This window comes from Pseudoalteromonas sp. SWYJZ12, assembly GCF_015864395.1.
In the GTDB taxonomy this organism is placed as follows: domain Bacteria; phylum Pseudomonadota; class Gammaproteobacteria; order Enterobacterales; family Alteromonadaceae; genus Pseudoalteromonas; species Pseudoalteromonas arctica.
In genome coordinates this window covers 284447-308446 of the sequence record NZ_JADYXH010000001.1, presented here as the reverse complement: position 1 = coordinate 308446, position 24000 = coordinate 284447, and the positions used below count along the sequence as shown (strand labels likewise).

Here is a 24000-nt window from a genome sequence, read left to right as displayed (position 1 = left end):
TAAAATAAAAAAAGAGCTATTTAGCTCTTTTTTTTTATGTTTAATAAAGACATCAACTGATGCCTTTATATTATAAATTTATGCTTTTAAGGCTTTATCGCCTCGGCCAATGCCAACAGCACCAGAACGTACAACTTCAATAATATCGGTTTCATGGCGAAGTGTGTCTAAAAACGATTCTATTTTGTCTGTACTACTCACTAGTTGCAGGCTATAGCTTTGTCGGCCCATATCTAAAATAACACCCTGGAACACATCAACTACGCGGGTAACCGCTGCACGAGTCGTCTCGTCTTGAGCAAATACCTTAACAAGCAATAACTCTCGCTCAATGTGACTCATTTCTGTTAAATCGATAATTTTAAGCACGTCGACTAATTTGTTAACTTGTTTTGTGATCTGCTCAACCACTCTGTCATCACCCATGGTGGTAATGGTAATACGTGATAACGACTGATCATCAGTTGTGCCAACAGTTAGGCTGTCAATGTTGTATGCACGTTGTGAAAAAAGCCCAACAATACGCGACAGTGCACCTGGTTCGTTTTCCAATAGAATAGATAAAATACGACGCATTATGCTTTTACTCCTTTACGTAACCACATCTCATCAATGCCGCCTAACTTGATTTGCATTGGGTATACATGTTCTTTCTCGTCTACAAGAATATCTAAAAAGACTAAATGATCGTTTATGCTCATAGCTTTATCGATTGCAGGTTGTAACTCATCAAGTGTGTTTACTTTAATACCCACATGCCCGTAGCTTTCAACCAACTTAACAAAATCAGGCAGTGAGTCCATGTAAGATGATGAATGACGACCGCCGTAAACCATATCTTGCCATTGGCGTACCATACCTAAAGAGCGGTTATTGAGTGATACAACTTTTACCGCTAGGTTGTACTGCAAGCAGGTAGATAGCTCTTGAATATTCATTTGAATAGAGCCATCACCCGTAATACATACAGATTCTTTATCAGGAAAGGCTAATTTTACGCCCATAGCAGCAGGTAAACCAAAGCCCATAGTGCCTAGGCCGCCAGAATTTATCCACTGACGAGGATGCTTAAATGGGTAATATTGCGCTGCAAACATTTGGTGCTGACCAACGTCAGAACTTACGTAAGCATCGCCATTAGTGGCTTTATAAACAGCTTCAATAACGGCTTGTGGCTTAATTTTGTCGCCATCTGTGTTGTAGCTTAAACATTTTTGTTCACGCCAGCTGATAATCTGGCGCCACCAATCTTCTTGCGCGCTGCGATCTATTTTAATTAGGCTTTTATCAATACCCGTTTGTAGTTGTTCAAGTACGGTTGCTAAACAACCTACAACTGGTATGTGTGCTTTGATTGTTTTTGAAATTGAAGTTGGGTCAACATCTACATGTACAATTGTGGCATTTGGACAAAACTTTTTAACGTTATTAGTTACCCTGTCATCAAATCGTGCACCAAGCGCTAAAATCACATCGGCGTTTGCCATTGCTTTGTTAGCCTCAAGCGTGCCGTGCATGCCTAGCATACCTACAAAGTTTGGATGTACACCTGATATGCCGCCAAGCCCCATTAGTGTATTGGTAATGGGCGCATTTAACGATTCAACTAAATGCGTTAATTGCTCTGACGTATTTGAAATAACAATACCACCGCCAGAATAGATAACCAGTTTTTTGGCCTCTAGAATAGTTGTTACCGCTTTACGAATTTGTTTTGAATGCCCTTTAGTATTAGGGCTGTATGTTCTTAGCTCTGTTGTTTTAGGAAATTCGTATTCAAACTTTATAGCAGGGTTAAGCATATCTTTAGGAAGCTCAACTACAACAGGTCCAGGACGACCTGTACTGGCTATATAAAAGGCTTTAGCTAAGATTGTTGGGATTTCTTTAGCACTTCTACAGTTAAAGCTGTGTTTAACTATAGGGCGAGAACAGCCCACAATATCAGTTTCTTGGAATGCATCATCGCCAATCAAACTTGTAGGCACTTGGCCTGATAATACAACCATAGGAATTGAATCCATGTAGGCCGTTGCAATACCCGTTATACAGTTTGTAGCGCCAGGGCCTGAGGTTGCAAGTACAACACCGACGTCTCCAGTAGCACGAGCATAACCATCAGCCATATGTGTGGCAGCTTGTTCATGACGTACTAATATATGCTCAATATCATCTTGCTGAAAAAGTGCATCATATAAGTCTAAAACCGAACCACCGGGGTAGCCAAATATGTATTTTACCTTTAACTCTTTTAATGCCTGAACTACTAGTTCAGAGCCATTATATTCTTGTTTGCTCATCCTCATTCCTCTGTGCGCTTTTTTATGCATAAAAAAACCCCCGCGTAGTGCGAGGGTTTTTAAAAAGCAGTATCACCTTTTAATACATCCCCGCTGGGCTTATAACTAAGACCAGTACGAGTACGACTAAAAGGTTAATTTGTGTGTTCATAGTTTTTACTCTACTTAGCAAAACACTGCTTTTAAATTAAAAATTCTGTATAGGTTTATTTTTAAGGGTTTTGAACCCTTATGTCAACCTTGAAAGTGGTTTTTTGCATTTTAAATTCGTTTTGTAGCTTTTTTTAATTTAAATCTGCAGAAATACTGTATTTAACTGAGTTAACTAGCAGAAATTATGCGTTTTAGGTTGTGTGTTTGATTTTAGTTATAAAAAAGTGTGAAAGACCATTAACTTTTATTGCACATGTTAACTATATGTTTTTATCGCATGTTTAAATTTCTATTATTAGGTATGATTACTACATAATTATGTTTGAGGAAAACACAGTGAAAAAAGTGACGTTAATTGCGCTTTTAACTACGCTATTAAGCCCTATAGTAGCGGCTAATAATTTAAGCCCGCATGATGTTGGTATAACTAACGAAGAACGTATTTTATATTGGCTTAAAAAAAGAGACCAAATATCCTCTAGTGAGTTAGATAGTTCATTTAAGTCATATATGAGTAACAAAGAAGTTGCCAATCACTCAATTAAAAATGGCTTTAGGCGATTTAAATCTTCCTCTACGGATTTTTCAAACACAAATAAAAAACAAGCCGCTTTTTCAACGTCGCTAGTGCCTGATCAAAGCGTTAATGATGTAAAAGTGTTAGCTATCTTAATTGATTTTCCTGACCTCAAACATGACGATAATCGACTTGTAGAGCAAGACACAAACATGTTTTACGCTGAATATTCAACTGAACACTATCAGCAAATGCTTTTTAATACTCAAGGTTATGCGGGCCCTGATGGACAAAGCTTATCAACGGCTGCAGATTATTATAAAGCAGCGTCTGGTAATAGCTTAAACTTTAACGGGCAGGTATATGGCTGGGTAACCGCTGATAGTAATGCAAAAATATATGGTGAACGCCAAGGCAGTACGCGTGATAAAAATGCGCCCGCTTTAGTCAAAGAGGCTGTGGAGAAGGCGGTTGCAAAGTTTAATATTAATTTAGCGGACTATGATTTAACTGATTTAGATGATGTTGATGGCGATGGAATTATTAATGAACCCAACGGCATTATTGACCATGTAATGATTTTTCATTCTAGTATTGGTGAGGAAGCAGGTGGTGGTTACCTAAGCACCGATGCTATTTGGTCGCACCGCTATTATGTATTTGATGAGAATAGCGGGCCGAGCGAGATTGCAGGCAGCAGTATTAAACTCTTTGGTTACACAATTAATCCAATTGATGCTGGGATTGGCGTGGTGGTGCATGAGTTTGGGCATGACTTGGGATTATTAGATGAATACGACTTACAATCTAACACGGTAGGTGAGCCTGTCGCGTCTTGGTCAGTTATGTCGACAGGAAGTTGGGCAGGTTCTCCACGAGGCTCAGAGCCTGTTATGTTTAGCCCTTATGCGCTTGAATATTTACAAAATCGATACCAGGGTAATTGGGTTAATCAGCTCACGCTTGATATGGATGAGATAGATGCTAACGCACAGCAAACATTAATTAATACTGCGAGTACTTCACAACTACAAAGCCAAATAAAAATAACACTGCCATCTCGACTCGAAAAATTTAAAACGCCAGTAGAAGGCGATTTTCAATACTATTCAAATACGGGCGACAATATTAGTAACAGCTTAGTTAATACAGTAACGCTACCAAACACAACTGAGGCACTTACTTTAAGCTTTATTGCTTATTACAGTATTGAGCGCGACTATGATTTAGTACAGGTAAAAGTAAATGGGGAGCCTATTGCTAGTAATTATACGCAAGCAATAAACCCATACTATGGTGACATTGGTCCGTATATATCAGGGGATTCATTTTTTAATAGCGATGCTAAGCAGCCTAACGGCTATTTAACTCATGAGTTTGATTTATCAGCTTATGCTGGGCAAATGATTGATCTAAAAATAGAATACATAACAGATGCGAACACACATTATTATGGTTTTGTTGTGGATGATATGCGTATTGAGCAAAGTGATACCTTAATTTGGCAAAATAATGCACAAGATCAAGTTAACACCGAGTTTAATGGCTTTGAAAAAATAGGTAGTTACACATATGCATCGCCATCACATTACTATTTACAATTGCGTTCATACACAGGTGTTGACAGTAGTTTGCAAGCAGAGCAGTACTCACCGGGATTATTATTGTGGTATAGCAATGAATCTCAAGCAGATAACAACACGACAGAGCATCCTGGTAGTGGTTTTGCATTAGTGGTAGATGCTGATCAGCGCTCGATAAATAAAGGCAGTACGCAAACTCCGGCTGCTTCAGCAATTCAAATTCGTGATGCTGCTTTTAGTTTATATCCACAGCGAGCTGGATTAGGTGATGATGATTTATCAGCTATTACAGAGTTTACTGATAAAACCGACTATAGCTTTTCAGCGCAACAGCCATCGGGTGTTGTTCTTCCACAGGTTGGCTTTGGGTTTAATATTATAAGCCAGTCAGCTGATAGTGAAGATATAGAGGTAGAGCTTAATTACGATGTTACTAAGGGTGTTAATTTTACCAAAACAGGTTTAATCGTTAATTTTAATGTAGAAGGTTTTGCACTCACGCCTGCGGATAAATTCACGTGGAATTTTGACGATGGAAGCTCCAGCACAGAGTTAACGCCTACTCATGAATACCAAGATTATGGCACCTATAGCGTTGAGTTTATGGCAAGTAATGATACTTCACAGCAAGTAGCTGTAGCTCAAGTTATATTAGTTGAGCCATTATCTGTAAATGAAATTGAATATGAAATAAACCAAGGAATATTAACAGCTCAAGCTTCGTTTACAGGTGGAGTCGCACCGTATACTTATAATTGGCAGCTAGGGGATGGAAGTACTTTAACGACGCAATCGCTCACTTATAATTATTTATACTCTGGTGATTACCAAGTAACGCTTACAGTGACAGATAACGAAGGCACGGAGCAAACTAAAGCAGTTGATGTAACGGCAACTGTTCCGCTTAGCATAGACGCAAACGTTACAGTAAATGATTTAAGCGCTCAATTTAATGCGCAAGTAACCGGCGGCTTTAATAGTTATACTTACAGTTGGGATTTTGGTGATGGCAGTGCGGTATCAAACTTACAAAACCCAAGGCATACTTATCAAACTGACGGGGCATTTAGTGTAACGTTGAATGTTACTGATACTCAAACAAATGATACTTTTACTAAAGAGTTATCTCTTACAGTGCAAAAGCAACAAAGTAGTTCGGGTTCAAGTGGCGGATCATTGGCAGGTTTATTAGTGTTATTACTTTTATGCTTACCTAGGATAAAGCGCAGCTAGCAAATAAAAAAAAGCCCGCTAAATTAGCGGGCTATTTAAATTAATAACAAATATTAATTATAAACGGTCAATTACTGATTGAGTGAAATCAGTTGTACCGTGGCTGCCGCCTAAATCGCGAGTTGTACGGTCGCCTGATTTAATTACATCAGCAACAGCACTACGAATACGCTCTGCTGTATCGCCCATATCTAAATGCTCAAGCATTTGGATAGACGCTAAAATTACAGATGTTGGGTTAGCTAGGTTTTTGCCAGCAATATCTGGTGCACTACCGTGTACAGCTTCAAAAATTGCAGCGTCTTCACCAATGTTAGCACCTGGAGCCATACCTAAACCGCCAACTAAACCAGCACAAAGGTCAGATAAAATATCACCAAATAAGTTAGTCGTAACAATTACGTCAAACTCTTCAGGTGTCATTACCAGTTTCATACACGTTGCATCAACAATCATTTCATTTGATTCAATTTGTGGGTAACGCTCAGCTACTTCACGTGCTACTTTTAAAAACAAACCAGATGTTGATTTTAAAATGTTAGCTTTATGAACAGCAGTTACTTTTTTACGACCTTCACGTACCGCTAGCTCATATGCAAAAGTTACGATTTTTTCTGCGCCTTCACGCGTAATTATCGATTTTGCTTCTGCTTCATTACCGTCTTCACTTACTATTTGGCCTGCACCTGAGTACATACCTTGCGTATTTTCACGAATAGTAATGATATCAATATCGTCGTAACGTGCTTTAGTGCCAACAAATGATTTAACAGGGCGTACGTTAGCGTATAAACCAAATTGCTTACGAAGTGTTACGTTAATAGACGTAAAACCTTCACCTACAGGCGTTGTTAATGGGCCTTTAAGAGTGATTTTGTTTCTAGCTATTGTATCAACCGTGTCTTGTGGAAGTAACTCACCTGTTTTTTCAAGTGCAGCTAGGCCAGCATCAACAAATTCATAATCAAAGTCGCAACCTGCGGCTTTTAATATTTCAAGTGCTGAGTCGATAATGCTCGGACCGATGCCGTCGCCTTTGATCACTGTGATGGTTTGTTTGGCCATTGACTTTTCCTTTAAAGAGTTTGATTTGCACATAAATTATTACCCTGAGAGGATAATCGCTTGTTAGATCATTTATGTGAACGTGCTTGAAAATTTAAGGGCGCATTTATATCAACTTATCACCCATTTTGCTAGTTTATACAAGAAATACTGGGTATACACCAAAGTTATAATGGGTATAAAGACGTTAAATAGGGTTCCATAAATTAAATACTATTAAATAACGCGAGAGATTCTAATTTTTGATTAAAATCAGTTGGGTTTTGCCAATTTAGTATTTTCAGTTGTTCGTTTAATGTTTGCAGTTGCCACGCTGTTAGCGCAAGTTCTGGTTTAAAAACACTCTGGGCAACAATTTTAAGTGTGATCCAGAGTTTATGAGAATCAGTTAAGTGTTTTTTAGGTGTTTGCTCTGCTTCTAAAAGTGCCGTTGTCCATGGGTTGTCACTTAATAAATGAGTAAGCTGTTGCGTTAGTTGCTCGTTATTAATTGAATCCACACCAAAAAATGAGCAAATAGGGGCACTCAATGTTTTATTTGGTGTGTCGTCAATCAGCGTTTTACGAGAAAGCTGTGTACTGCATTGCGTTAATAAAAAATGAGCATAAGCATATAAAGGTAATGTAATGTGTTCAAACTGGTCATGTTTATTTTTACTGACTAATAAGGCCATTATTTTCACTAAACCATTTAATCTGTTAGTAACGTAGGCTTGCAGAGGGTGTGGGGTAACATTAACTAATTGCTCAAAAACAACTCTTTGAATTATCGCAGGCGCATTATAATAACCGACCATCGATAAACTATGCTTTAAGTCTTTAGCGGCCTGATGCTCCTTATTATAAGGTTTCACTGCCTCACATAAATTAGCAACTACCTGAGGGTGAGCCACCATTAGCTGGCTTAGCCCTTTATAGCTATATTCGTGCTGTGACTTAATATTACTTATTAGTTCAAGTAAAGACTGTGCTTTATCAACGCCAGCCACACTTTTTGACTTAACATGTTCACTGTTAAACACTTTAAAGCTAATGGTTTTATCAGCGCAATGCCATTGTTTTGGGTTGTCGTTAAGCGTTGCTTTAACGCTAAACCAAGCTAATTTATTTGGATTAGTGTTACTAATTAAAATATGTTTTTGCTGCGCATCAGTCGCTAAATAAATCATGGTTTGCTCGGCATAAAAAACGCGGCTTCCCGGTAATAGTGGCCCCAAATGGGCTATAAGTGATTTGATTAGCTGCAGTGCAAACAAATTTGGTGTGCGAATGTACAAGTCAGTAAGTGCTTTAAATAAACTTATGTGTTTATTAGCCGTATTACTAGTAATGTTCATACTAATAATATTTGCTAAAGCAATTAGTGTTATGCCCCCATCGTAAAGCATTATTTTAGGAGCACTTACCAATGCTTGTTTATATTTACTTAACTTAGCTAATAATTGCGTGACGGGTTTGGCAGAATCGCCACTGGATAACATTACTTTTGCGGCTAACTGATGACGCATTTTCCATATGTTTTTATCAGAGTCTTGAAAAGGTGTTTGTTCGCAAAGCTTGTTTAATTGCGCTCCAACACATAAATGCTCAATAAGTGAAGCCGCTATGTATAGCTCGCTTAGGGCATTGTTATAGTGTTGAGATTTACAAAGTGCAGCGGTTATTACACTTTGACTAACAACTAAGTTGGTGGCATAAGAATAATTAGGATTATAAAGTGTTAAACGAGCTTGTAATGCGAATGGCTGTTCGCTATAGAGCACTCTATATTGCTCAGCTAGCTTACTTGCCATGGGGTATAAGGCTGTCCATTTTTGTTTATTGTTATAATAGCTTAAAAACAGCTGCGTATTATTAAGCAGCTGCTCTAAAGTAGTTGAAACAGCTTCATCCATTAAACCTTCACCTAATTTTGTTCTTGATATTTATTATATGCACTAGGACCCCATAAAAATAGCTGCCCATTTTTAAATAATAACCCAGTACATTCATCCATAGTGGTTATACCGTCAGATGTTTTATGCTGTGTACGGTAAAAAACAATCTGAAATACTTGTTCACCATCTCGTTTGGCATAAGTAAGGTCGGGGCTGCCTAAATAATCAAGCACAGTATTTAGTGTTGTGGGCTGCTCAAGTGATAGTTTTTCGATATAACGTTTATTAAAAGCTTCTCGGTCTTGCCAGATCATAGCCTGAGGATCGTCTTTATAAAAGGTGATCACCAACGCTGCTATCAGTGCATATAGCCCTAAACCTAAGATTAAATATCGGATAAATTTTTTCAATATGGTTTACTCTGACTCCGGTAACTAATAATAGTATACGTTTTGTAATGTTTAGAGGCTATTAACTTGCGACTAATTAAGTCTTAACTGCTTTAAACTAAAGCCTAAATTTATATCGGTGCGTAAACTAACCAAGTGCTTTGAGATTACGTACATATCCATATTAGCGGCTAACTTTGCTTTAATACTCGGGCTTAGAGACTCATCTTCGGCCGCATGCTCAATAGAATGATAGTTATTAACTATTTGCTGCGCAGACTTAGTACCTATTCCTTTTACTCCCGGAATATCATTTGTTTTATCACCAGCCAAAGCCCAAAAATCAACGAGCTTATTTTGCTCAACACCAAAACGCTCTTTTATACTTGTCTCATCTAAATAGAGTTTTTTAAAGTAATCATAAACTGTAATGTAGGGGCCTAAATAGGGTAAAAAGCCTTTATCAGTAGAGACAACAGTATTAGCTATTTGATTATTTGATGCCTTAAACGCAAGCGTTGCAATAATGTCATCGGCTTCATCGTTAATAGGCTCAAATACAACAATACCAGTTTCTTCTATTGCGGTTTTAAAGTGCTCTAAGGCATCTTTTAGCACTTGAGGCATTGGGGCACGGGAGTGTTTGTAGTCTTTATAAAAATGATAACGCCAGCTTTTGTCACCATCAAATACCGCAATCGCATGGGTTGCATTACTTGTATCTAAAAGCTTTTTACACGCATGAGCTACACGTGCGCAGCACGTTTGTATCATTTGCTCATCGCTGTGATGTTTTTGATTAGCGTCAACGGCGTAAATGCGCCTAATTAAATTAAGCGCATCAATAAGAAGTAAATGGGGTTTCAAACTATAAAACTCATGCTTTTATTTTGTAACACGGAATGTATTTGCTGCCAGGGAGTTTCATACGGCCTTGATCAACAAATGCTTGTAATAACGTATCCATATTTTCCATAAGGGCAGGCTCGCCACTTAAAATGTATGGACCGTTTTGCTTAATGGCTTTAACGCCTTCGTCTTTTACATTTCCAGCTACAATACCTGAAAAAGCTCTGCGTAAATTAGCTGCTAATAACTGCTTTGGTTGATCAAGATGTAAATCAAGACTTGCCATATTTTCGTGTGTTGGTGCAAAAGGTTGTTGAAAATCGTTATCGATTTTTAACGTCCAGTTAAAGTAGTAGGCATCGCCTTCGCTTTTACGGTAATCACGAACATTGGCCATAGCCGATCTTAGCTTTTGCCCAACTAACTCAGGGTTATCAATAATAACTTCAAACTTATCTAATGCTTCTTTACCAAGCGTCATTTCAACAAATTCACACAGCTCTTTAAAGTACGCTTCACTTTCTTTAGGGCCAGTTAAAATCACAGGCAAACATTGTTTGGTGTTATCTGGATGAAGTAATATGCCTAATAAATATAGCAATTCTTCAGCAGTACCTGCGCCACCAGGAAAAATGATAATAGCGTGAGCTGTTCTTATAAAAGCTTCAAGGCGCTTTTCAATGTCAGGTAAAATAACTAATTCGTTAACAATAGGGTTTGGTGGCTCTGCAGCAATAATGCTTGGCTCTGTTAGGCCTAAGTAACGGTTATTGGTATTGCGCTGTTTTGCATGGCCAATAGTGGCACCTTTCATTGGGCCTTTCATGGCACCAGGGCCACAACCAGTACAAATATTTAATCCACGTAAGCCCAGTTCGTAACCTACTTGTTTTGTGTATTTATATTCAACTTCGTTTATTGAGTGTCCGCCCCAGCAAACAACCATACTTGGCTCGCTATTAACACGCAAAGCACCGGCATTTCTGAGCATATCGAATACCATATGAGTAATGGCTTTTTGCTCTTTTAAATCTTTTTCGTATTTTTGACAAATAAACAAAATATCGCGAATAACAGAAAATATATGCTCGTGAATTCCGGTAATTATTTCGCCATCAACAAATGCGGTTTCGGGTGGGTTTTCAAGCTCAATTTTAATACCTCGTTCGCGGCTTACTAAACGAATATCAAAATCTTTGTATTTGTCGTATATATCGCTACTTTCGTCGGTATGGCTACCTACATTAAGCACTGCTAGTACGCAGTTTCTAAATAACTTATAACGCTCACTAGCAGAAGATTGCTCTAATAAATCAACTTCTAATTGCGACAGTAAATCTAAAACCCCAGTTGGGTTTAACTGTATTAACATAGACGTTCTCCTTACTGCTAAATCGTAAAAAACTACTTGTCATAAAATTTATAATGGCTATGACATTATTTACTGGTACAAAGTCTATCTCGTCCTGAATTTTTGGCCTCGTAAAGAGCATCATCTGCTCTATCAAATGCCTTTAACAGAGTATCGCCTTTTTTAAACTGAGTTGCACCTACCGAAATAGTGATCTCAATTTGTTTTTCTCTAAATTTAAAAGGTATATTTTTAATTACCTTTCTTACTTTATCCAGAGGTAATGTTGCGTTTTCAAGCGACACACCAGGCATTAACAATACAAATTCTTCACCGCCGTAACGCGCTATAAAATCGGACTTTCTTACCGATTTTTGCAACGCTTTTGATATAACCTGTAAGGTAATATCGCCTGCGGTGTGGCCAAATCTATCATTGATAGATTTAAAGTGGTCAACATCAATAACCGCAAGCGTAACATCTGATGGCTGCACATTAAACAAATGCATTTCGTGATCGTAGCGTTCATCAAATGCAGCTCGGTTAGGCAGTTTTGTAAGCCCATCAAGTAAGCTTTTAAAGCGCTGCTCGTTTAAGCGTTTTTTATACGTTGTTAACTTACCTTCTAAAGTGCCAATACGATTATTTATTTCATTAAAGCTAGAGCTAAGCATTTCTCTGTCTTTTCGCTCAAGTTTTTCTTTTGCTATAAAATCTTCGCTTAGTGATTTTAATTCGTTATCTACGAGTTCTTTTAAAGATGAAATTGACGTGGCTTTTTGGGTTTGCTCATTAAGATTTTTTATTTTTAGTTCGATACTTTTATTTAATGAGTCAAACTCAACTTCCATTGACTCAGAGTGCTTGCTAGTTGAGATAATAGAATTGTGTAAATCTTCAAGGGTTTGATTTAATGAAACTAAAAAACTTTGTGCCGATTTACGTTCTTTACTTATATTTTTTACCACTACATCAATAATACTAATCGCAGCATCAAGTAATGCTGTTATAGTTTTACTTGCGGTAATGCTGTTTTTTATATGTTTAATTTGTTGAGTAGCTTCATCTTCCAGAACAAGTTCATTAGTTAGTTCAAGCAGTTTATTTGCATAGCTTTGTACAGTAGGTAACTTTTTATCAATTACTGGGTCTTGTTTTGTTATTAAAGCTTGATGGTAAAACGATATAAGTTGATCAAGAAGTGGGATATAACCATGCACTGAATGGACATTATTAATTTCATTATCGAGTAGGTTTCTTAGTGTCCTGCGGGTATCGTCAGTTAAACCCTTGGTTTTTTGTAGTTGTTTACCTGCATTTTGCACATTGTTGAATAAATCACGTTGTTGGGTCTGTTGAACTGATTCTTGGTTTTTAAGTAGTGTTAAAGTTTCACTAACAAGGGGAGAGAGGTCTTCAAAGCTCATACCTTTATTGAGTGCACTTCTAAATTTAGCAAGGCGATTATCTAACTCAATATCAAGCCCTTTACAGCTTAGCGAAAGTTTAGCTGCAAAGTCACACAAAATATCCACTTGATGTTTGCGTGCACTTTCAACAGCCATACGAGCATCAATTGCCTGTTTTAGCTTTTTATCTGCTGCGTTAGATCTTTGTGACACCTAAGCGTACCGCCATCAATTTAATTTCATTATCTTTAGTTTACAACAAATTCTTATTATGTGTAGTTATCTAGTAAAAAACTTAGAAATTTTAATAAGCTACTACGTATAAACTCGTATACGGGGCAATTTGTCGTATTTAATTCACTTTTAAATAGGGGCTTGCTAGTCTTGCAGGCAATTAAGTTTCCACTAAGAGTCTCTATGAAAAAGTTATTAGCCCTATCTATCCTAGCTGCATGTTCAGCACCTGTATTTGCCGACGTAAATTATTCTTTAGAAATCTCACAACCACAGCACCATTTAGGTGATGTAAGTGTAGAGTTTCCAAAAACTGCACAAGCACATCTTGATATAAAACTTCCTGCATGGCGAACGGGTCGCTATGAAATGCTAAACCTTGCCAATGGCATTCGTTACTTCAAAGCTAAAGATGAAGATGGCAAAGAGTTAAAATGGGAAAAAATTGATCACAGTACATGGCGTGTACACCTTAATGAGCCAACCGAAGTTAATATTGACTACCAGGTGTATGCAAATGAGCTTGGTAAGCGCGCTCGCCACATTGACGACAGCCATGCATTTATAGATGCATCAGGCTTTTTTATGTTTAGTGAATCATTTCGCCAAGAGCCAGTAACCGTTAATTTAGAGGTGCCTAAAAAGTGGCGCTCTGTATCGGGTATGGATAATTTAAAAGGCAAAAATTCATTTAAAGCAGCAGATTACGACGTGCTTGTTGATTCACCAATTGAAACGGGTATTAACCAACTACACACATTTGAAGTAGATGGCCGTGAATACGATTTAGTTATATGGGGCGACGGTAACTACGATGTAGAGCAAATGCTTACCGATCTTAAAAAATTAGTTGCTACTGGTAATGTAATTTGGGATGGCTATCCATATGAACGTTATGTATTTATGGTTCATGCTACGTCGGGTGCTGGTGGTGCAACAGAGCATTTAAACTCAACAATTATTCAACGTCCACGCGATAGATTTGGTAGCCGCGAAGATTACCTAGCCTTTATTAGCACCGCTGCGCATGAGTTTGTTCATACGTGGAATGTTAAAGCATACCGCCCTCAAGGTTTAGTGCCGTACGATTACACGAACATGAATTACTCTAAACTGCTTTGGATTGCAGAGGGTTCAACAAGTTATTTTGAAGATCATTTAATGGTTCGCTCTGGTATTGAAACAACAGATGAATTTTTTAAAGTGATGAGTAAAACCATTAATCGTCATTTACAAACACCGGGCCGTGAAGTGCAAAGCGCAAGCGAAACAAGCTTTGATAAATGGATTAACCAAGGTGGCGATCATGCACGTAACTACAGCACTAATATTTATTCAGAAGGTTCATTACTTTCATTAGTTTTAGATATCGACTTGCTAGAAAAAAGCCAAGGTAAAATAAGCTATCGCGACGTACACAAAGCACTTTATAACAATCATAAAATGCCAGCTGGTTTTACAGATGTAGATGTACTTAATATCTTAAAAGGTTTAACAGGGCGTGATTACTCAAGCTGGTGGCAAGAAAATGTTGAGTCGCCTGCAAGTATTAACTTTGACGACTTACTTACTAAAGTAGGCTTGAAATTTGAACGTCCTGAAAAAGCAAAAGCCCTTGCAAGCATTGATGCTACCGCTAAAAACACAGGTGAGTTACTTACGTTAAGTTACGTTCGCCGTGGTGGCAGTGCGTGGAAAGCAGGTTTAACTACCGATGATAAAATTGTCGCTATAAACAAACATCACGTAGGTAAAGATTTAAAAACCAGCTTAGAAACGTTTAAAGCAGGCGACAAAGTAACAATAGACTACATTCGCCGCGATGCTCTTGAAAGCTTAACATTAGTACTATCAGAAGATTTTGATAAGCCTAAAAAAGTAGTTGCTGATAAAGAGGCAACGCCTGAGCAAAAAGCACTATTCAAAGCATGGATTGGCGTGGAACATCCAAATGATGTGACTGACAAATAACGATAAAAATTATATTGTTTTTTATATTAATTAATCATAGCGTGATCTTCCGTATTACAGCGTGGATCACGCTATGTGTTGATGTTTTTTAAGTTCATCATGAAATAATAAAACTGGAAATCGTAGCGTATTAAAAATATAGATATGTTAAAAAAATGGAATGATGTTAACAGGGAAGATTTTCATATTCTTTCTACTAAGTTTATCAAAAATAATTTTAAGACTAAATTGGTATTATAAAAAAATAGAGTGAGCTATTAGGCCTGATAATTCAGAGCCGGCAGCTACATTTTGTCTTAAAAAGCACCTATTTACATGAAATGTATGTATAAAAAATGAGCTGCTGACTTGTTTTGTTGCTAAAATCAAATTAATTACTAATATAAATACATTTTTTAGAGAAAAATTAGTCATTAAATACTATTATTATTAGTAAGTTTTTCTTGATCCTTGTCATCGAAATGAAAATAGATAAAGTTGTAAATGCGTTAACTCATCAGTTTGTTACAAACGACCCTCTTCATCAATTATTTGATGCGGTTAATGCTATTTCTGTGCAAGGATATGACGAACAACGACGTGTAATTTATTGGAATAAAGGTAGTGAGTATCTTTATGGGTATAATGCACAAGAAGCTGCTGGACAAAAACTAGAAGATTTAATTATTCCTACCCCAATGCAAGATGCGGTTGTATCGGCTCATACTAATTGGCTTAACAACGGTACAGAAATTCCTGCAGCAGAGATTACCTTACAGCGTAAGAATGGTACACAGGTGTGTGTGTATTCAAGCCATGTGATGTTTATAAATCAATATAATATTAAACAAATGTATTGCATAGATATTGATTTAACCGATGTAAAAAAGGCCCAAGGGCAGGCTGTTTTCAAAGAAAAAATGCTTGAAACCATATTCGAAGCGATTCCTGATTTATTCTTCTTAATGCAAGAAGATGGCACTATTGTTGACTATCACGCCAGCAATGAGAATAACCTCTATGTTAATCCTAATGAATTTATTGGTAAAAGCATGTTTGCTGTATTACCTGATGAAATTGCGATTAAATTTCAGATTAATATTGCCCAAGCACTAAAACAAAAAGTAATGGTTAGCTTTGAGTACGAACTTAGATTACCTAAAGGCACTGTATATTTTGAAGCCCGTGTAAATCATGTACCTCAATATGAGCAAGTCATGGTTATTGTTCGTGATATTACCGAACAACATAAATCAGATGAGCTAATACGCCATCAAGCCTATTTTGATAGCTTAACATTACTTCCTAATCGGTTTTTAGCGCTAGATAAGTTATCAAAAATTTTGAAAGATGCGGATGAAAATAAAGGTAATGCCGCTGTATGTTTTCTTGATTTAGATGATTTTAAAAAAATTAACGACTCACTTGGACACGAAGTTGGCGATAAACTATTAATTCAAGCTGCTGCAAGACTCCAGCGAACTATCAGTGATAACGATATGGTAGGAAGGTTAGGAGGCGATGAGTTCATTGTATTATTACCAGATTTAACTTGTGCAAAAAGTGCGCTGCGTATAGTTGATAAGTTACTTAAAAACTTTAGAGAACCATTTAAAATAGAAGGCCGCGAATTAATGGTTACGTTGAGCGCTGGCATTGCTATGTATCCTGAAAATGGCAGTTCAGCTTCGGATTTACTGCGTAACGCAGATACCGCAATGTATCAAGCTAAAGCATTAGGCCGGAACACCTATTCTTTTTTTGCAAAGCAAATGAATGTAGTAATCCAGCGGCGTTTATCAATTGAAGAGCAAATGAGTGGTGCCCTTGAGCGTAATGAATTCGAACTATATTACCAACCTCAATTAGATGTTAAAAATAAACATATCATTGGTGCTGAAGCGTTATTACGCTGGCATAACCCTGAGTTAGGCAATGTAACACCCGATGAGTTTATACCTATTGCCGAAAATACAGGATTAATTGTACCTATTGGTAAATTTGTAATTAGCCAAGCATTACATTTTTTAAATGAGTGGCAAAGCACCTGTAAACGCGAACAAAAATATACAATGGCCGTTAACTTATCTCCTCGTCAATTTAGAGATTCAGGACTACTGCGCTTTATTCAAAACTCACTTATTGATGCAAACGTAAATCCCGAAAGTTTAGAGCTTGAAATTACTGAGGGAGTACTGATGAGTTGCCACACTAATGTTGTTGATATACTGACTGAAATTACAGCATTAGGGATTAACTTATCAATGGATGACTTTGGTACAGGCTATTCATCATTAAGTTATTTGAGAGAATACCCTTTTAATGTACTCAAAATAGATAGAAGTTTTATAGATGGCATTGTGCTAAACAATGAAGATTGTAATCTCGTAAAGGCAATTATTGCCATGTCACACAGCTTAGGACTGACAGTGGTAGCTGAAGGTGTAGAAACAAAAGAGCAGCATACTTTACTGAACGAATTGGGTTGTGATTTTATGCAAGGCTTCTATTTTAGTAAACCAATACCAGCAAAACAGTTTCTTGATTTTTCGATGAATTTTGATAAAAAGTAAGATTAAACACTCGATTGTAACAATTCATTGCACGGCTATTGACCTCATTAGCTACTGACGAGTAACCTGTTATAGAAACAAATAAAAAGGATTCTATAATGCGTTTAAAACCTCTTGTAGCTACATTAGTAGCCACATTTTCTTTATCACTTTCAAGTAGTGCCATAGCCGACGAAGGCATGTGGCAACCACACCAACTTCCAGAGTTAGAATCAATTTTAAAAGCCAAAGGGCTTGAAATTGATGTTGAATCTATTTCTAAATTAACCGAATTCCCAATGAATGCGGTAATTAGCCTAGGTGGCTGTACAGCATCGTTTGTATCGCCTAAGGGTTTAGTTGTGTCAAACCATCACTGTGTTTATGGCTCGGTACAATACAACTCAACACCTGAAAACAATATTTTAGAAAATGGCTTTTTAGCTAAAAGTCCTACAGAAGATTTACCTGCAGCGCCGGGCTCACGCGTCTATGTAACAAAAACGGTTACCAACGTAACAGATGAAGTAATTAAAGGTACTAACGAGCTAACAGCAAAAGCACGCTACGACGCACTCGAAAAAAATGAAAAAGCGCTAGTAGCCCAATGTGAAGCCGACGAGAGCTATCGTTGTAACGTGTATTCGTTTCACGGTGGTTTAGAGTTTTACCTAATTAAGTCACTTGAAATAAAAGACGTACGCTTAACTTACGCACCAGCTATGGGCGTAGGTAAATACGGCGGCGATATAGATAACTGGATGTGGCCGCGCCACACAGGCGACTTTGGTTTTTACCGCGCTTATGTAGGCAAAGATGGAAAACCTGCAGAGTACAGCGAAGACAACGTACCTTACGTACCTGACTCTTACCTAAAAGTAAGTGCCAAAGGCGTGCAAGAAGGCGACTTTGTAATGGTTACAGGCTACCCAGGGCGTACTAACCGATACCGCATTGCAACAGAGGTAGATAACGTATTTAACGATAGCTACCCTAAAGCACGCGTTCATAACTCAAAATACGTGTCGCTTATTGAAGAAAACTCAGAGGACGGCAGTAAAGCGCGTATTGCTTACGAAAGCACCATTGCAGGTTATAACAACTATATTAAAAACTATGGTTCGATGATCGAAAGCTTCAAAAAAGGCACTATGCTTGAGCGCAAAAAACAGTTTGAGCAAGAGTTAACACAATGGATCAATAGTGATGGTGAGCGTAAAGAACAATACGGAAGCGTATTAGGTGAGCTATCTGAGCTAATTGCGCAATCACAAGAGCACAGTGAACGCGACCGCATGTTAGGTTATGTACATCGCTCACAAATGATCAGTACAGCACGACGTTTATACCGCTTAGCTTACGAAAAACAAAAGCCAAATAGCGAACGTGAATCTGGTTATCAAGAACGTGACTTACCTCGCATTAAAGCAGGACTTGAGCGCATGACGCGCCGTTATGATAGCAAAGTAGACAAAGCTATTTTACTGCACTTTTTAGAACTGTATGCAGCACTTCCAAAAGAAGAGCGTTTTAGCGACGTTGATAACGTATTTAAAGTACAAAATGGGTTTGATAAAGCAACCCAAAGCGCGTTACTTGATAGCATGTATGAACAGTCAAGACTTGATAATGCCACTGTTCGTAGTTCATTGTTTGAGCAATCGTTTAGCCAGCTAAATCAAAGCCAAGACCCATTTGTGCAGTACGCTAAAGCAATCTTTAAAGTAATGAAAGCTGAGGAAGATAAATCAAAAGCACTTGCAGGTAAATTACAAGCAGCTCGCCCAGAGTTAATGAGCGCAATAATTGCGTTTAACAAAGCTAAAAACAAACCTGTATACGCCGATGCCAACAGCACTCTACGAGTAACCTATGGCACCGTAGGCGGCTACTCACCTCAAGATGGCTTGGTAGCAACACCTTTTACCTCGCTTGAAGGGTTACTAGCTAAAAACACTGATGTTGACCCATTTAATGCACCTAAAAAGTTACAAGAGCAAATTAAAGCCAAGCTTTACGGTGACTACACGGGTGGCATGAATACAGTACCCGTTAACTTTTTATCAAATGTAGACACTACCGGTGGTAACTCAGGTTCGCCAACACTTAACGGCAAAGCAGAGCTTGTTGGTTTACTGTTTGACGGTGTTTACGAAAGTATTATTGGTGACTGGGATTACAACCCTGAGCTTAATCGCTCAATCCACGTTGATTCGCGCTACATGCTGTGGGTAATGGATAAAGTAGATAATGCACAAAACTTGTTAGACGAAATGACAATCGTAAAATAAGTAATTAGTGAGATAAGAGAAGGGCGCTTACCGTAAAGGAAGCGCCTTTTTTGTTGATGTTTGATTCGTTTATGACTGCTAAGTGCCATGATCGGATAATCGAAACCTTAGTCGCTTGTTATATTTAAATTTTACGCTCAAAGGCTAGATATAAAGTTGCAAATAAAAAACCACTAAAGCCTTTTTCCATTTTTGATAAAACCCACCCATCTCTTGCCAACTCGTTTGCTTTAGCGTTTGCTCTATTTAACATACCACCTGTAGCCCAGATTTGAGAAACTGCAATAAACTTATACTCCATGTAACACTCCTTTAAATATAAATGCTTTATCAGAGGACTCTTTCTCTATTTTTAAGCGAAAACGTCCTTATTTTATTAGCTTCTATTAATAGCAAAAAGCATAAGTTATTGCTAGGTATATATATTATGCTTATGATGGGTTATTTGAACATATAAAAAAGGGGGGAAGTAGTCATTAATTAATTACTCACTCAATGACTAATTCTCGCTCAAAGCACGCTTAAGCAAAGTATCACTTGCTGTCATATAAATAGAAATTAGCAAAGACGACCTCATTTTCTTACCTTTTTTGTTGGTGTTTGATTCGTATATTTATGACTGCTAAGTGCCATCCGACACAGTAAAATACCTTGCCAATTATTATCAACATTTTATGTTGTCGAGTTGCTGGAGAGTGCTAATAGCGGGCATTGGTAACGCCGCGTTAAGTAGTGAGCAACGTTTCCACTCTATCTAAACCATTGCGCCGTAAACACTAAAGCTGAATCAAACTGAGAAAGCCAAGCGTTGAGAATTCGTCTTAAACGCATTGTTATGATTGTGCTAAATGGGAGTAATGTCTGTCGTTTTGGACATATGCTTTAAGCCCATGTCGTCCCTGAAAAACAGATGATGACTCTATTAGTTGCTCATAATTCACAGTATCAATTGGACATTTTTGATCACTTTTCCAACTCGCAAACGCATATATGACTAACACCGAACCAGTATGAAGCCCTTTGTAGTAACCTTCTTGGATTAAGTTATTTTTACCAACAGCATCATAAAACTTATGACTCCAATATTCCTCAATTGAACCAAGTACTAGCTGGTAGTGCTCGGTACCCAGTTTTGATTTAAATACTTTAAATTTTTCTATTTCTCTTGCACACATAATCCAATTTAACCGCTCACTTACAACAAGAGCATTTTTTCCCATACCACGCGTCAGCATTTCGAAAGCAGATTCAAGTTTTCTGACAGCTGCTTCGAAAAGCTCTTTGTCGAGTGCAAGTCGCTTATCAAACTGGTTTTTACGATAAGTAAAGAATAAACCAACCAAAGCAATTATGGCAGAAATGATTGAAATAAGAGCAGATACTGCGGGTACTATATATTCTTCGCTAACTAAAGATTCCATAACTTCCTCGAAAAATCATAACGCCTCATTAAGAGAACATTTATAGTTGGCTAAAATGTTGAACGCAATGTAAACAGCCAACTGTAATTTTCCTGCTTTAATCACTTGTATGGATAATAAACCCATAAATTAATTAATATTTATAGCAGGTTCGGGTAATGTGAGAACTAGGCTTTAGCAGCAACTAAAGCTTTCCTTGTCGTAGTTCGATTAAGCTATGGCTCCTCTATTGAGAGACCGATAACAAGAACGAACGCGACAAAGGACTCCAAGCACAACACTCGAATAGTCTACTGGGTCTCGAACCCGCATTATGCAAGTAAAAGTTAGCTTGTTATGTACCGATTGGCTTTACTATCATTTCAGATGTGTTTTTGATTTTTTCTTCAATTTTGCGTTTTTCAAGAAGTGCTTTATCTTTAATGGCCCTATTACTCCAAATAACAAAAAGCTGAATAGCACTATTGTTTTCTTTTGATATTAGAACAAGAAGTGGTGCGTACTTTTTTACAGTATTACAATATGTTCGCCCTAAGGTGTTATAAGCAAGTTTTTCATCCGCTATCCCCGATACAAAATAAGTTGAAAAGCCACTTAGTGCATTTGCGACATCTACAAATTCACCTGTCAATTTTTCGATAACATCATCATGGTCAATGTAATTAGTGAACGGCTTAACTTCTATAGAATTAGCTCCTACTTTTACAACAGATTTTTGAAATATTTGAGCGCCTAATTCATCTACTTTTTTATCAAGGGTATTAATTAAAGGGATTATCTTTTCTGAATAATACCGGCATTCATCTGCTGTCACCTTATAAGCTTCCCTTTTAGCATTGATTTTTGCTAAGTCTTTAGTTACTTTTATTTGCTCTAAAGCCTTATAAGCAAAAAGCACCAGGGCTGGTCCACTTAATAGGTAAAGTAACTCTAAAATATTTTTTAAATGTTCCAATTGAATACTCCATTTTGATAGGTACATAACAATTCATTAGTGCGCTCATCGCGTATATTTATGACGACGCCAATCTAGGTTTTCTACATTATATAGTTTTAACAAATAACCTAAAGTATTACTATCTATAAGATTTCTAAAACTTTTGAGTAAAGTTGAATGGGACAATATACACGCGTCGCGCGTTTGCTTGAATATATGCGCGAACGACACAGTTTGTGCAATCAATTACCTCTTATATTTATCCAGCTGCAATGTCCGGTTATCGCTCTCATCTGCCTTTAACTTAAATCAAATCACCTCAGCTCAACACCCTTTAATATATTTCATGTGCATTTTATAACCAAGAAGTGCTAGCTTAGTGGTAAATTAATCGAAGGAAATAATTATGAAATTAGAGTCATTAGCACTGCACCACGGTTACGAATCTGAGCCTACGACCAAGTCGGCAGCCGTGCCTATCTATCACACTTCTTCTTATACATTTGATAATACGCAGCATGGCGCTGATTTATTCGATTTAAAAGTACCTGGAAATATTTATACCCGCATAATGAACCCAACGAATGCCGTACTTGAACAACGTATTGCCGCGATGGAAGGGGGCATTGGTGGGCTAGCCGTGGCCTCTGGGATGGCTGCTATTACGTATGCTATTCAATGTTTGTGTGAAGTCGGTACTAATATTGTAAGCACCAGCCAAGTATATGGTGGGACGTATAACTTATTTGCACATACCTTACCTAGGCAAGGTATTGAAGCACGCATGATAAAGGCCGATGACTTTACCGCGTTCGAGAATGCAATTGACGACAACACCCGCGCTGTTTTTTGTGAATCTATTGGTAATCCGGCAGGTAATATTGTTGATATTGAACGTTTAGCACGTATTGCACACAGCAAAGGTGTGCCGCTTATTGTTGATAATACCGTGGCTACGCCGTATTTATGCCGCCCATTTGAGCTGGGCGCTGATATAGTGGTTCACTCACTGACAAAGTATATAAACGGGCACGGTACTGCCATTGGCGGCATGATTGTCGACTCTGGTAAGTTTGATTGGAAAGCAAATGCCACGCGTTTTGCAATGATGAACGAGCCCGATCCGTCGTATCACAATGTGGTTTATACCGAAGCTTTTGCTGAAGCTGCATTTATCGGTCGCTGCAGAGTAGTGCCACTTAGAAATACTGGCGCAGCGCTTGCCCCTAAAAACGCATCTGACATTTTAATCGGGCTTGAAACATTAGGCTTAAGAATGGATCGCCACTGCGAAAATGCACAGCAGTTAGCTGAGTATTTAGAAAATCATCCAAAAGTGCTTTGGGTTAATTACGCAGGGCTTAAATCAAGCCCGTATAACGAAATGAGCCAAAAAATTACCAGTGGTAAAGCATCCGGTATTTTAAGTTTTGGTATTGCTGGTGGCCTAGAAGCGGGTACTCGTTTTATTGATGCGCTAAACATGATTTTACGCTTAGTTAATATTGGCGATGCCAAGTCGCTTGCATGTCATCCAGCGTCAACCACACACCGCCAATTAAATGATGAAGAGCTTGCTAATGCGGGCGTAAGTCGCGATTTAATTCGTTTGTCGGTCGGTATTGAAAACATTGTAGATATAATTGCCGATGTAAGCCAAGCGCTCGATAAAGCTTAAAATTACATTAATTAGAAATGCTTGTTCAGCTTTACTGTAAATACAGTATTGTTTGTTAAAAAGGTTTAGGTTTTCTAAACCTTTTTAGCCATTCATTTAGCTACAGTTTAAATACAGGCGGTAGGCTAAATATTTATTACTTTAACCTAAATAAAATGGGCTAAAAGTAGTGATTTTTCACAATAGTTGGTATGTTACAAGTAACATTTTA

16 protein-coding genes are annotated in these 24000 nt (G+C 37.7%); 5 read left to right on the top strand and 11 right to left on the bottom strand.

Annotation, left to right across the window (positions count from 1 at the left end; all coding sequences use genetic code 11):
- Positions 1–78: 78 nt before the first annotated feature.
- Complete coding sequence (gene ilvN, locus I6F42_RS01270; RefSeq protein ID WP_007580691.1) at positions 79–576, bottom strand: acetolactate synthase small subunit; 498 nt, start codon at positions 574–576, stop codon at positions 79–81.
- Positions 576–2300, bottom strand: a complete 1725-nt coding sequence (locus I6F42_RS01265) for an acetolactate synthase 3 large subunit (protein ID WP_197150222.1) — start codon at positions 2298–2300, stop codon at positions 576–578. The genes ilvN and I6F42_RS01265 overlap by 1 nt, the downstream gene beginning before the upstream one ends.
- A gap of 489 nt (positions 2301–2789) precedes the next feature.
- Between I6F42_RS01265 and I6F42_RS01260 the strand changes: the two genes are divergently transcribed.
- Positions 2790–5786: an immune inhibitor A domain-containing protein gene (locus I6F42_RS01260; protein ID WP_197150220.1), complete on the top strand. Its 2997-nt coding sequence runs from the start codon at positions 2790–2792 to the stop codon at positions 5784–5786.
- A gap of 57 nt (positions 5787–5843) precedes the next feature.
- Here the strand turns inward: I6F42_RS01260 and I6F42_RS01255 are convergent, their stop codons facing one another.
- The 6 genes from I6F42_RS01255 to I6F42_RS01230 form a co-directional block, all read right to left on the bottom strand.
- Complete coding sequence (locus I6F42_RS01255) at positions 5844–6851, bottom strand: isocitrate dehydrogenase (protein ID WP_007580684.1); 1008 nt, start codon at positions 6849–6851, stop codon at positions 5844–5846.
- A 206-nt stretch (positions 6852–7057) separates the two neighbouring features.
- Positions 7058–8746, bottom strand: a complete 1689-nt coding sequence (locus tag I6F42_RS01250) for a hypothetical protein (RefSeq protein WP_197150209.1) — start codon at positions 8744–8746, stop codon at positions 7058–7060.
- Positions 8747–8757: 11 nt separating this feature from the next.
- Complete coding sequence (locus tag I6F42_RS01245) at positions 8758–9141, bottom strand: DUF3192 domain-containing protein (protein ID WP_024591078.1); 384 nt, start codon at positions 9139–9141, stop codon at positions 8758–8760.
- A 69-nt stretch (positions 9142–9210) separates the two neighbouring features.
- Positions 9211–9984 carry a flap endonuclease Xni gene (gene xni, locus I6F42_RS01240; protein WP_197150206.1) on the bottom strand — a complete coding sequence of 258 codons (774 nt, stop codon included), beginning with the start codon at positions 9982–9984 and terminating at the stop codon, positions 9211–9213.
- Between the two features lie 10 nt (positions 9985–9994).
- Complete coding sequence (ppnN, locus tag I6F42_RS01235) at positions 9995–11338, bottom strand: nucleotide 5'-monophosphate nucleosidase PpnN (protein WP_007580678.1); 1344 nt, start codon at positions 11336–11338, stop codon at positions 9995–9997.
- Positions 11339–11403: 65 nt separating this feature from the next.
- On the bottom strand, positions 11404–12939 hold the full coding sequence (locus I6F42_RS01230) for a GGDEF domain-containing protein (protein WP_197150198.1): 1536 nt from the start codon (positions 12937–12939) through the stop codon (positions 11404–11406).
- A gap of 204 nt (positions 12940–13143) precedes the next feature.
- Here I6F42_RS01230 and I6F42_RS01225 point away from each other — a divergent pair, with 204 nt between their 5' ends.
- The 3 genes from I6F42_RS01225 to I6F42_RS01215 all read left to right on the top strand — a co-directional run bounded on the left by I6F42_RS01225 (position 13144) and on the right by I6F42_RS01215 (position 19753).
- Positions 13144–14931, top strand: coding sequence for a M61 family metallopeptidase (locus I6F42_RS01225; protein WP_197150187.1), 1788 nt, complete (start codon positions 13144–13146; stop codon positions 14929–14931).
- A 461-nt stretch (positions 14932–15392) separates the two neighbouring features.
- Positions 15393–17483, top strand: a complete 2091-nt coding sequence (locus I6F42_RS01220; protein WP_010552964.1) for a bifunctional diguanylate cyclase/phosphodiesterase — start codon at positions 15393–15395, stop codon at positions 17481–17483.
- Between the two features lie 98 nt (positions 17484–17581).
- Complete coding sequence (locus tag I6F42_RS01215; RefSeq protein ID WP_197150185.1) at positions 17582–19753, top strand: S46 family peptidase; 2172 nt, start codon at positions 17582–17584, stop codon at positions 19751–19753.
- A gap of 124 nt (positions 19754–19877) precedes the next feature.
- Here the strand turns inward: I6F42_RS01215 and I6F42_RS01210 are convergent, their stop codons facing one another.
- From I6F42_RS01210 to I6F42_RS01200, 3 genes are all read right to left on the bottom strand, one after another.
- Positions 19878–20054, bottom strand: a complete 177-nt coding sequence (locus tag I6F42_RS01210) for a hypothetical protein (protein WP_165722958.1) — start codon at positions 20052–20054, stop codon at positions 19878–19880.
- 532 nt (positions 20055–20586) lie between these two features.
- Complete coding sequence (locus I6F42_RS01205) at positions 20587–21174, bottom strand: hypothetical protein (protein ID WP_197150182.1); 588 nt, start codon at positions 21172–21174, stop codon at positions 20587–20589.
- Positions 21175–21508: 334 nt separating this feature from the next.
- Entirely contained in the window at positions 21509–22129 is a 621-nt protein-coding gene (locus I6F42_RS01200; protein ID WP_197150179.1) for a hypothetical protein, read from the bottom strand.
- 388 nt (positions 22130–22517) lie between these two features.
- On the opposite strand from I6F42_RS01200, the gene I6F42_RS01195 reads away from it, so the two are divergent.
- On the top strand, positions 22518–23789 hold the full coding sequence (locus I6F42_RS01195) for an O-acetylhomoserine aminocarboxypropyltransferase/cysteine synthase family protein (protein WP_165722041.1): 1272 nt from the start codon (positions 22518–22520) through the stop codon (positions 23787–23789).
- Positions 23790–24000: the final 211 nt, after the last annotated feature.

Bases quoted from the DNA above. Each gene is read 5' to 3' on its own strand.
- I6F42_RS01195 (WP_165722041.1), top strand. From the start codon at position 22,518: ATGAAATTAGAGTCATTAGCACTGCACCACGGTTACGAATCTGAGCCT.
- I6F42_RS01220 (WP_010552964.1), top strand. From the start codon at position 15,393: ATGAAAATAGATAAAGTTGTAAATGCGTTAACTCATCAGTTTGTTACA.
- ppnN (WP_007580678.1), bottom strand. From the start codon at position 11,338: ATGTTAATACAGTTAAACCCAACTGGGGTTTTAGATTTACTGTCGCAA.
- I6F42_RS01265 (WP_197150222.1), bottom strand. From the start codon at position 2,300: ATGAGCAAACAAGAATATAATGGCTCTGAACTAGTAGTTCAGGCATTA.
- I6F42_RS01205 (WP_197150182.1), bottom strand. From the start codon at position 21,174: ATGGAATCTTTAGTTAGCGAAGAATATATAGTACCCGCAGTATCTGCT.
- I6F42_RS01225 (WP_197150187.1), top strand. From the start codon at position 13,144: ATGAAAAAGTTATTAGCCCTATCTATCCTAGCTGCATGTTCAGCACCT.
- I6F42_RS01250 (WP_197150209.1), bottom strand. From the start codon at position 8,746: ATGGATGAAGCTGTTTCAACTACTTTAGAGCAGCTGCTTAATAATACG.
- ilvN (WP_007580691.1), bottom strand. From the start codon at position 576: ATGCGTCGTATTTTATCTATTCTATTGGAAAACGAACCAGGTGCACTG.
- I6F42_RS01255 (WP_007580684.1), bottom strand. From the start codon at position 6,851: ATGGCCAAACAAACCATCACAGTGATCAAAGGCGACGGCATCGGTCCG.
- I6F42_RS01215 (WP_197150185.1), top strand. From the start codon at position 17,582: ATGCGTTTAAAACCTCTTGTAGCTACATTAGTAGCCACATTTTCTTTA.
- I6F42_RS01210 (WP_165722958.1), bottom strand. From the start codon at position 20,054: ATGGAGTATAAGTTTATTGCAGTTTCTCAAATCTGGGCTACAGGTGGT.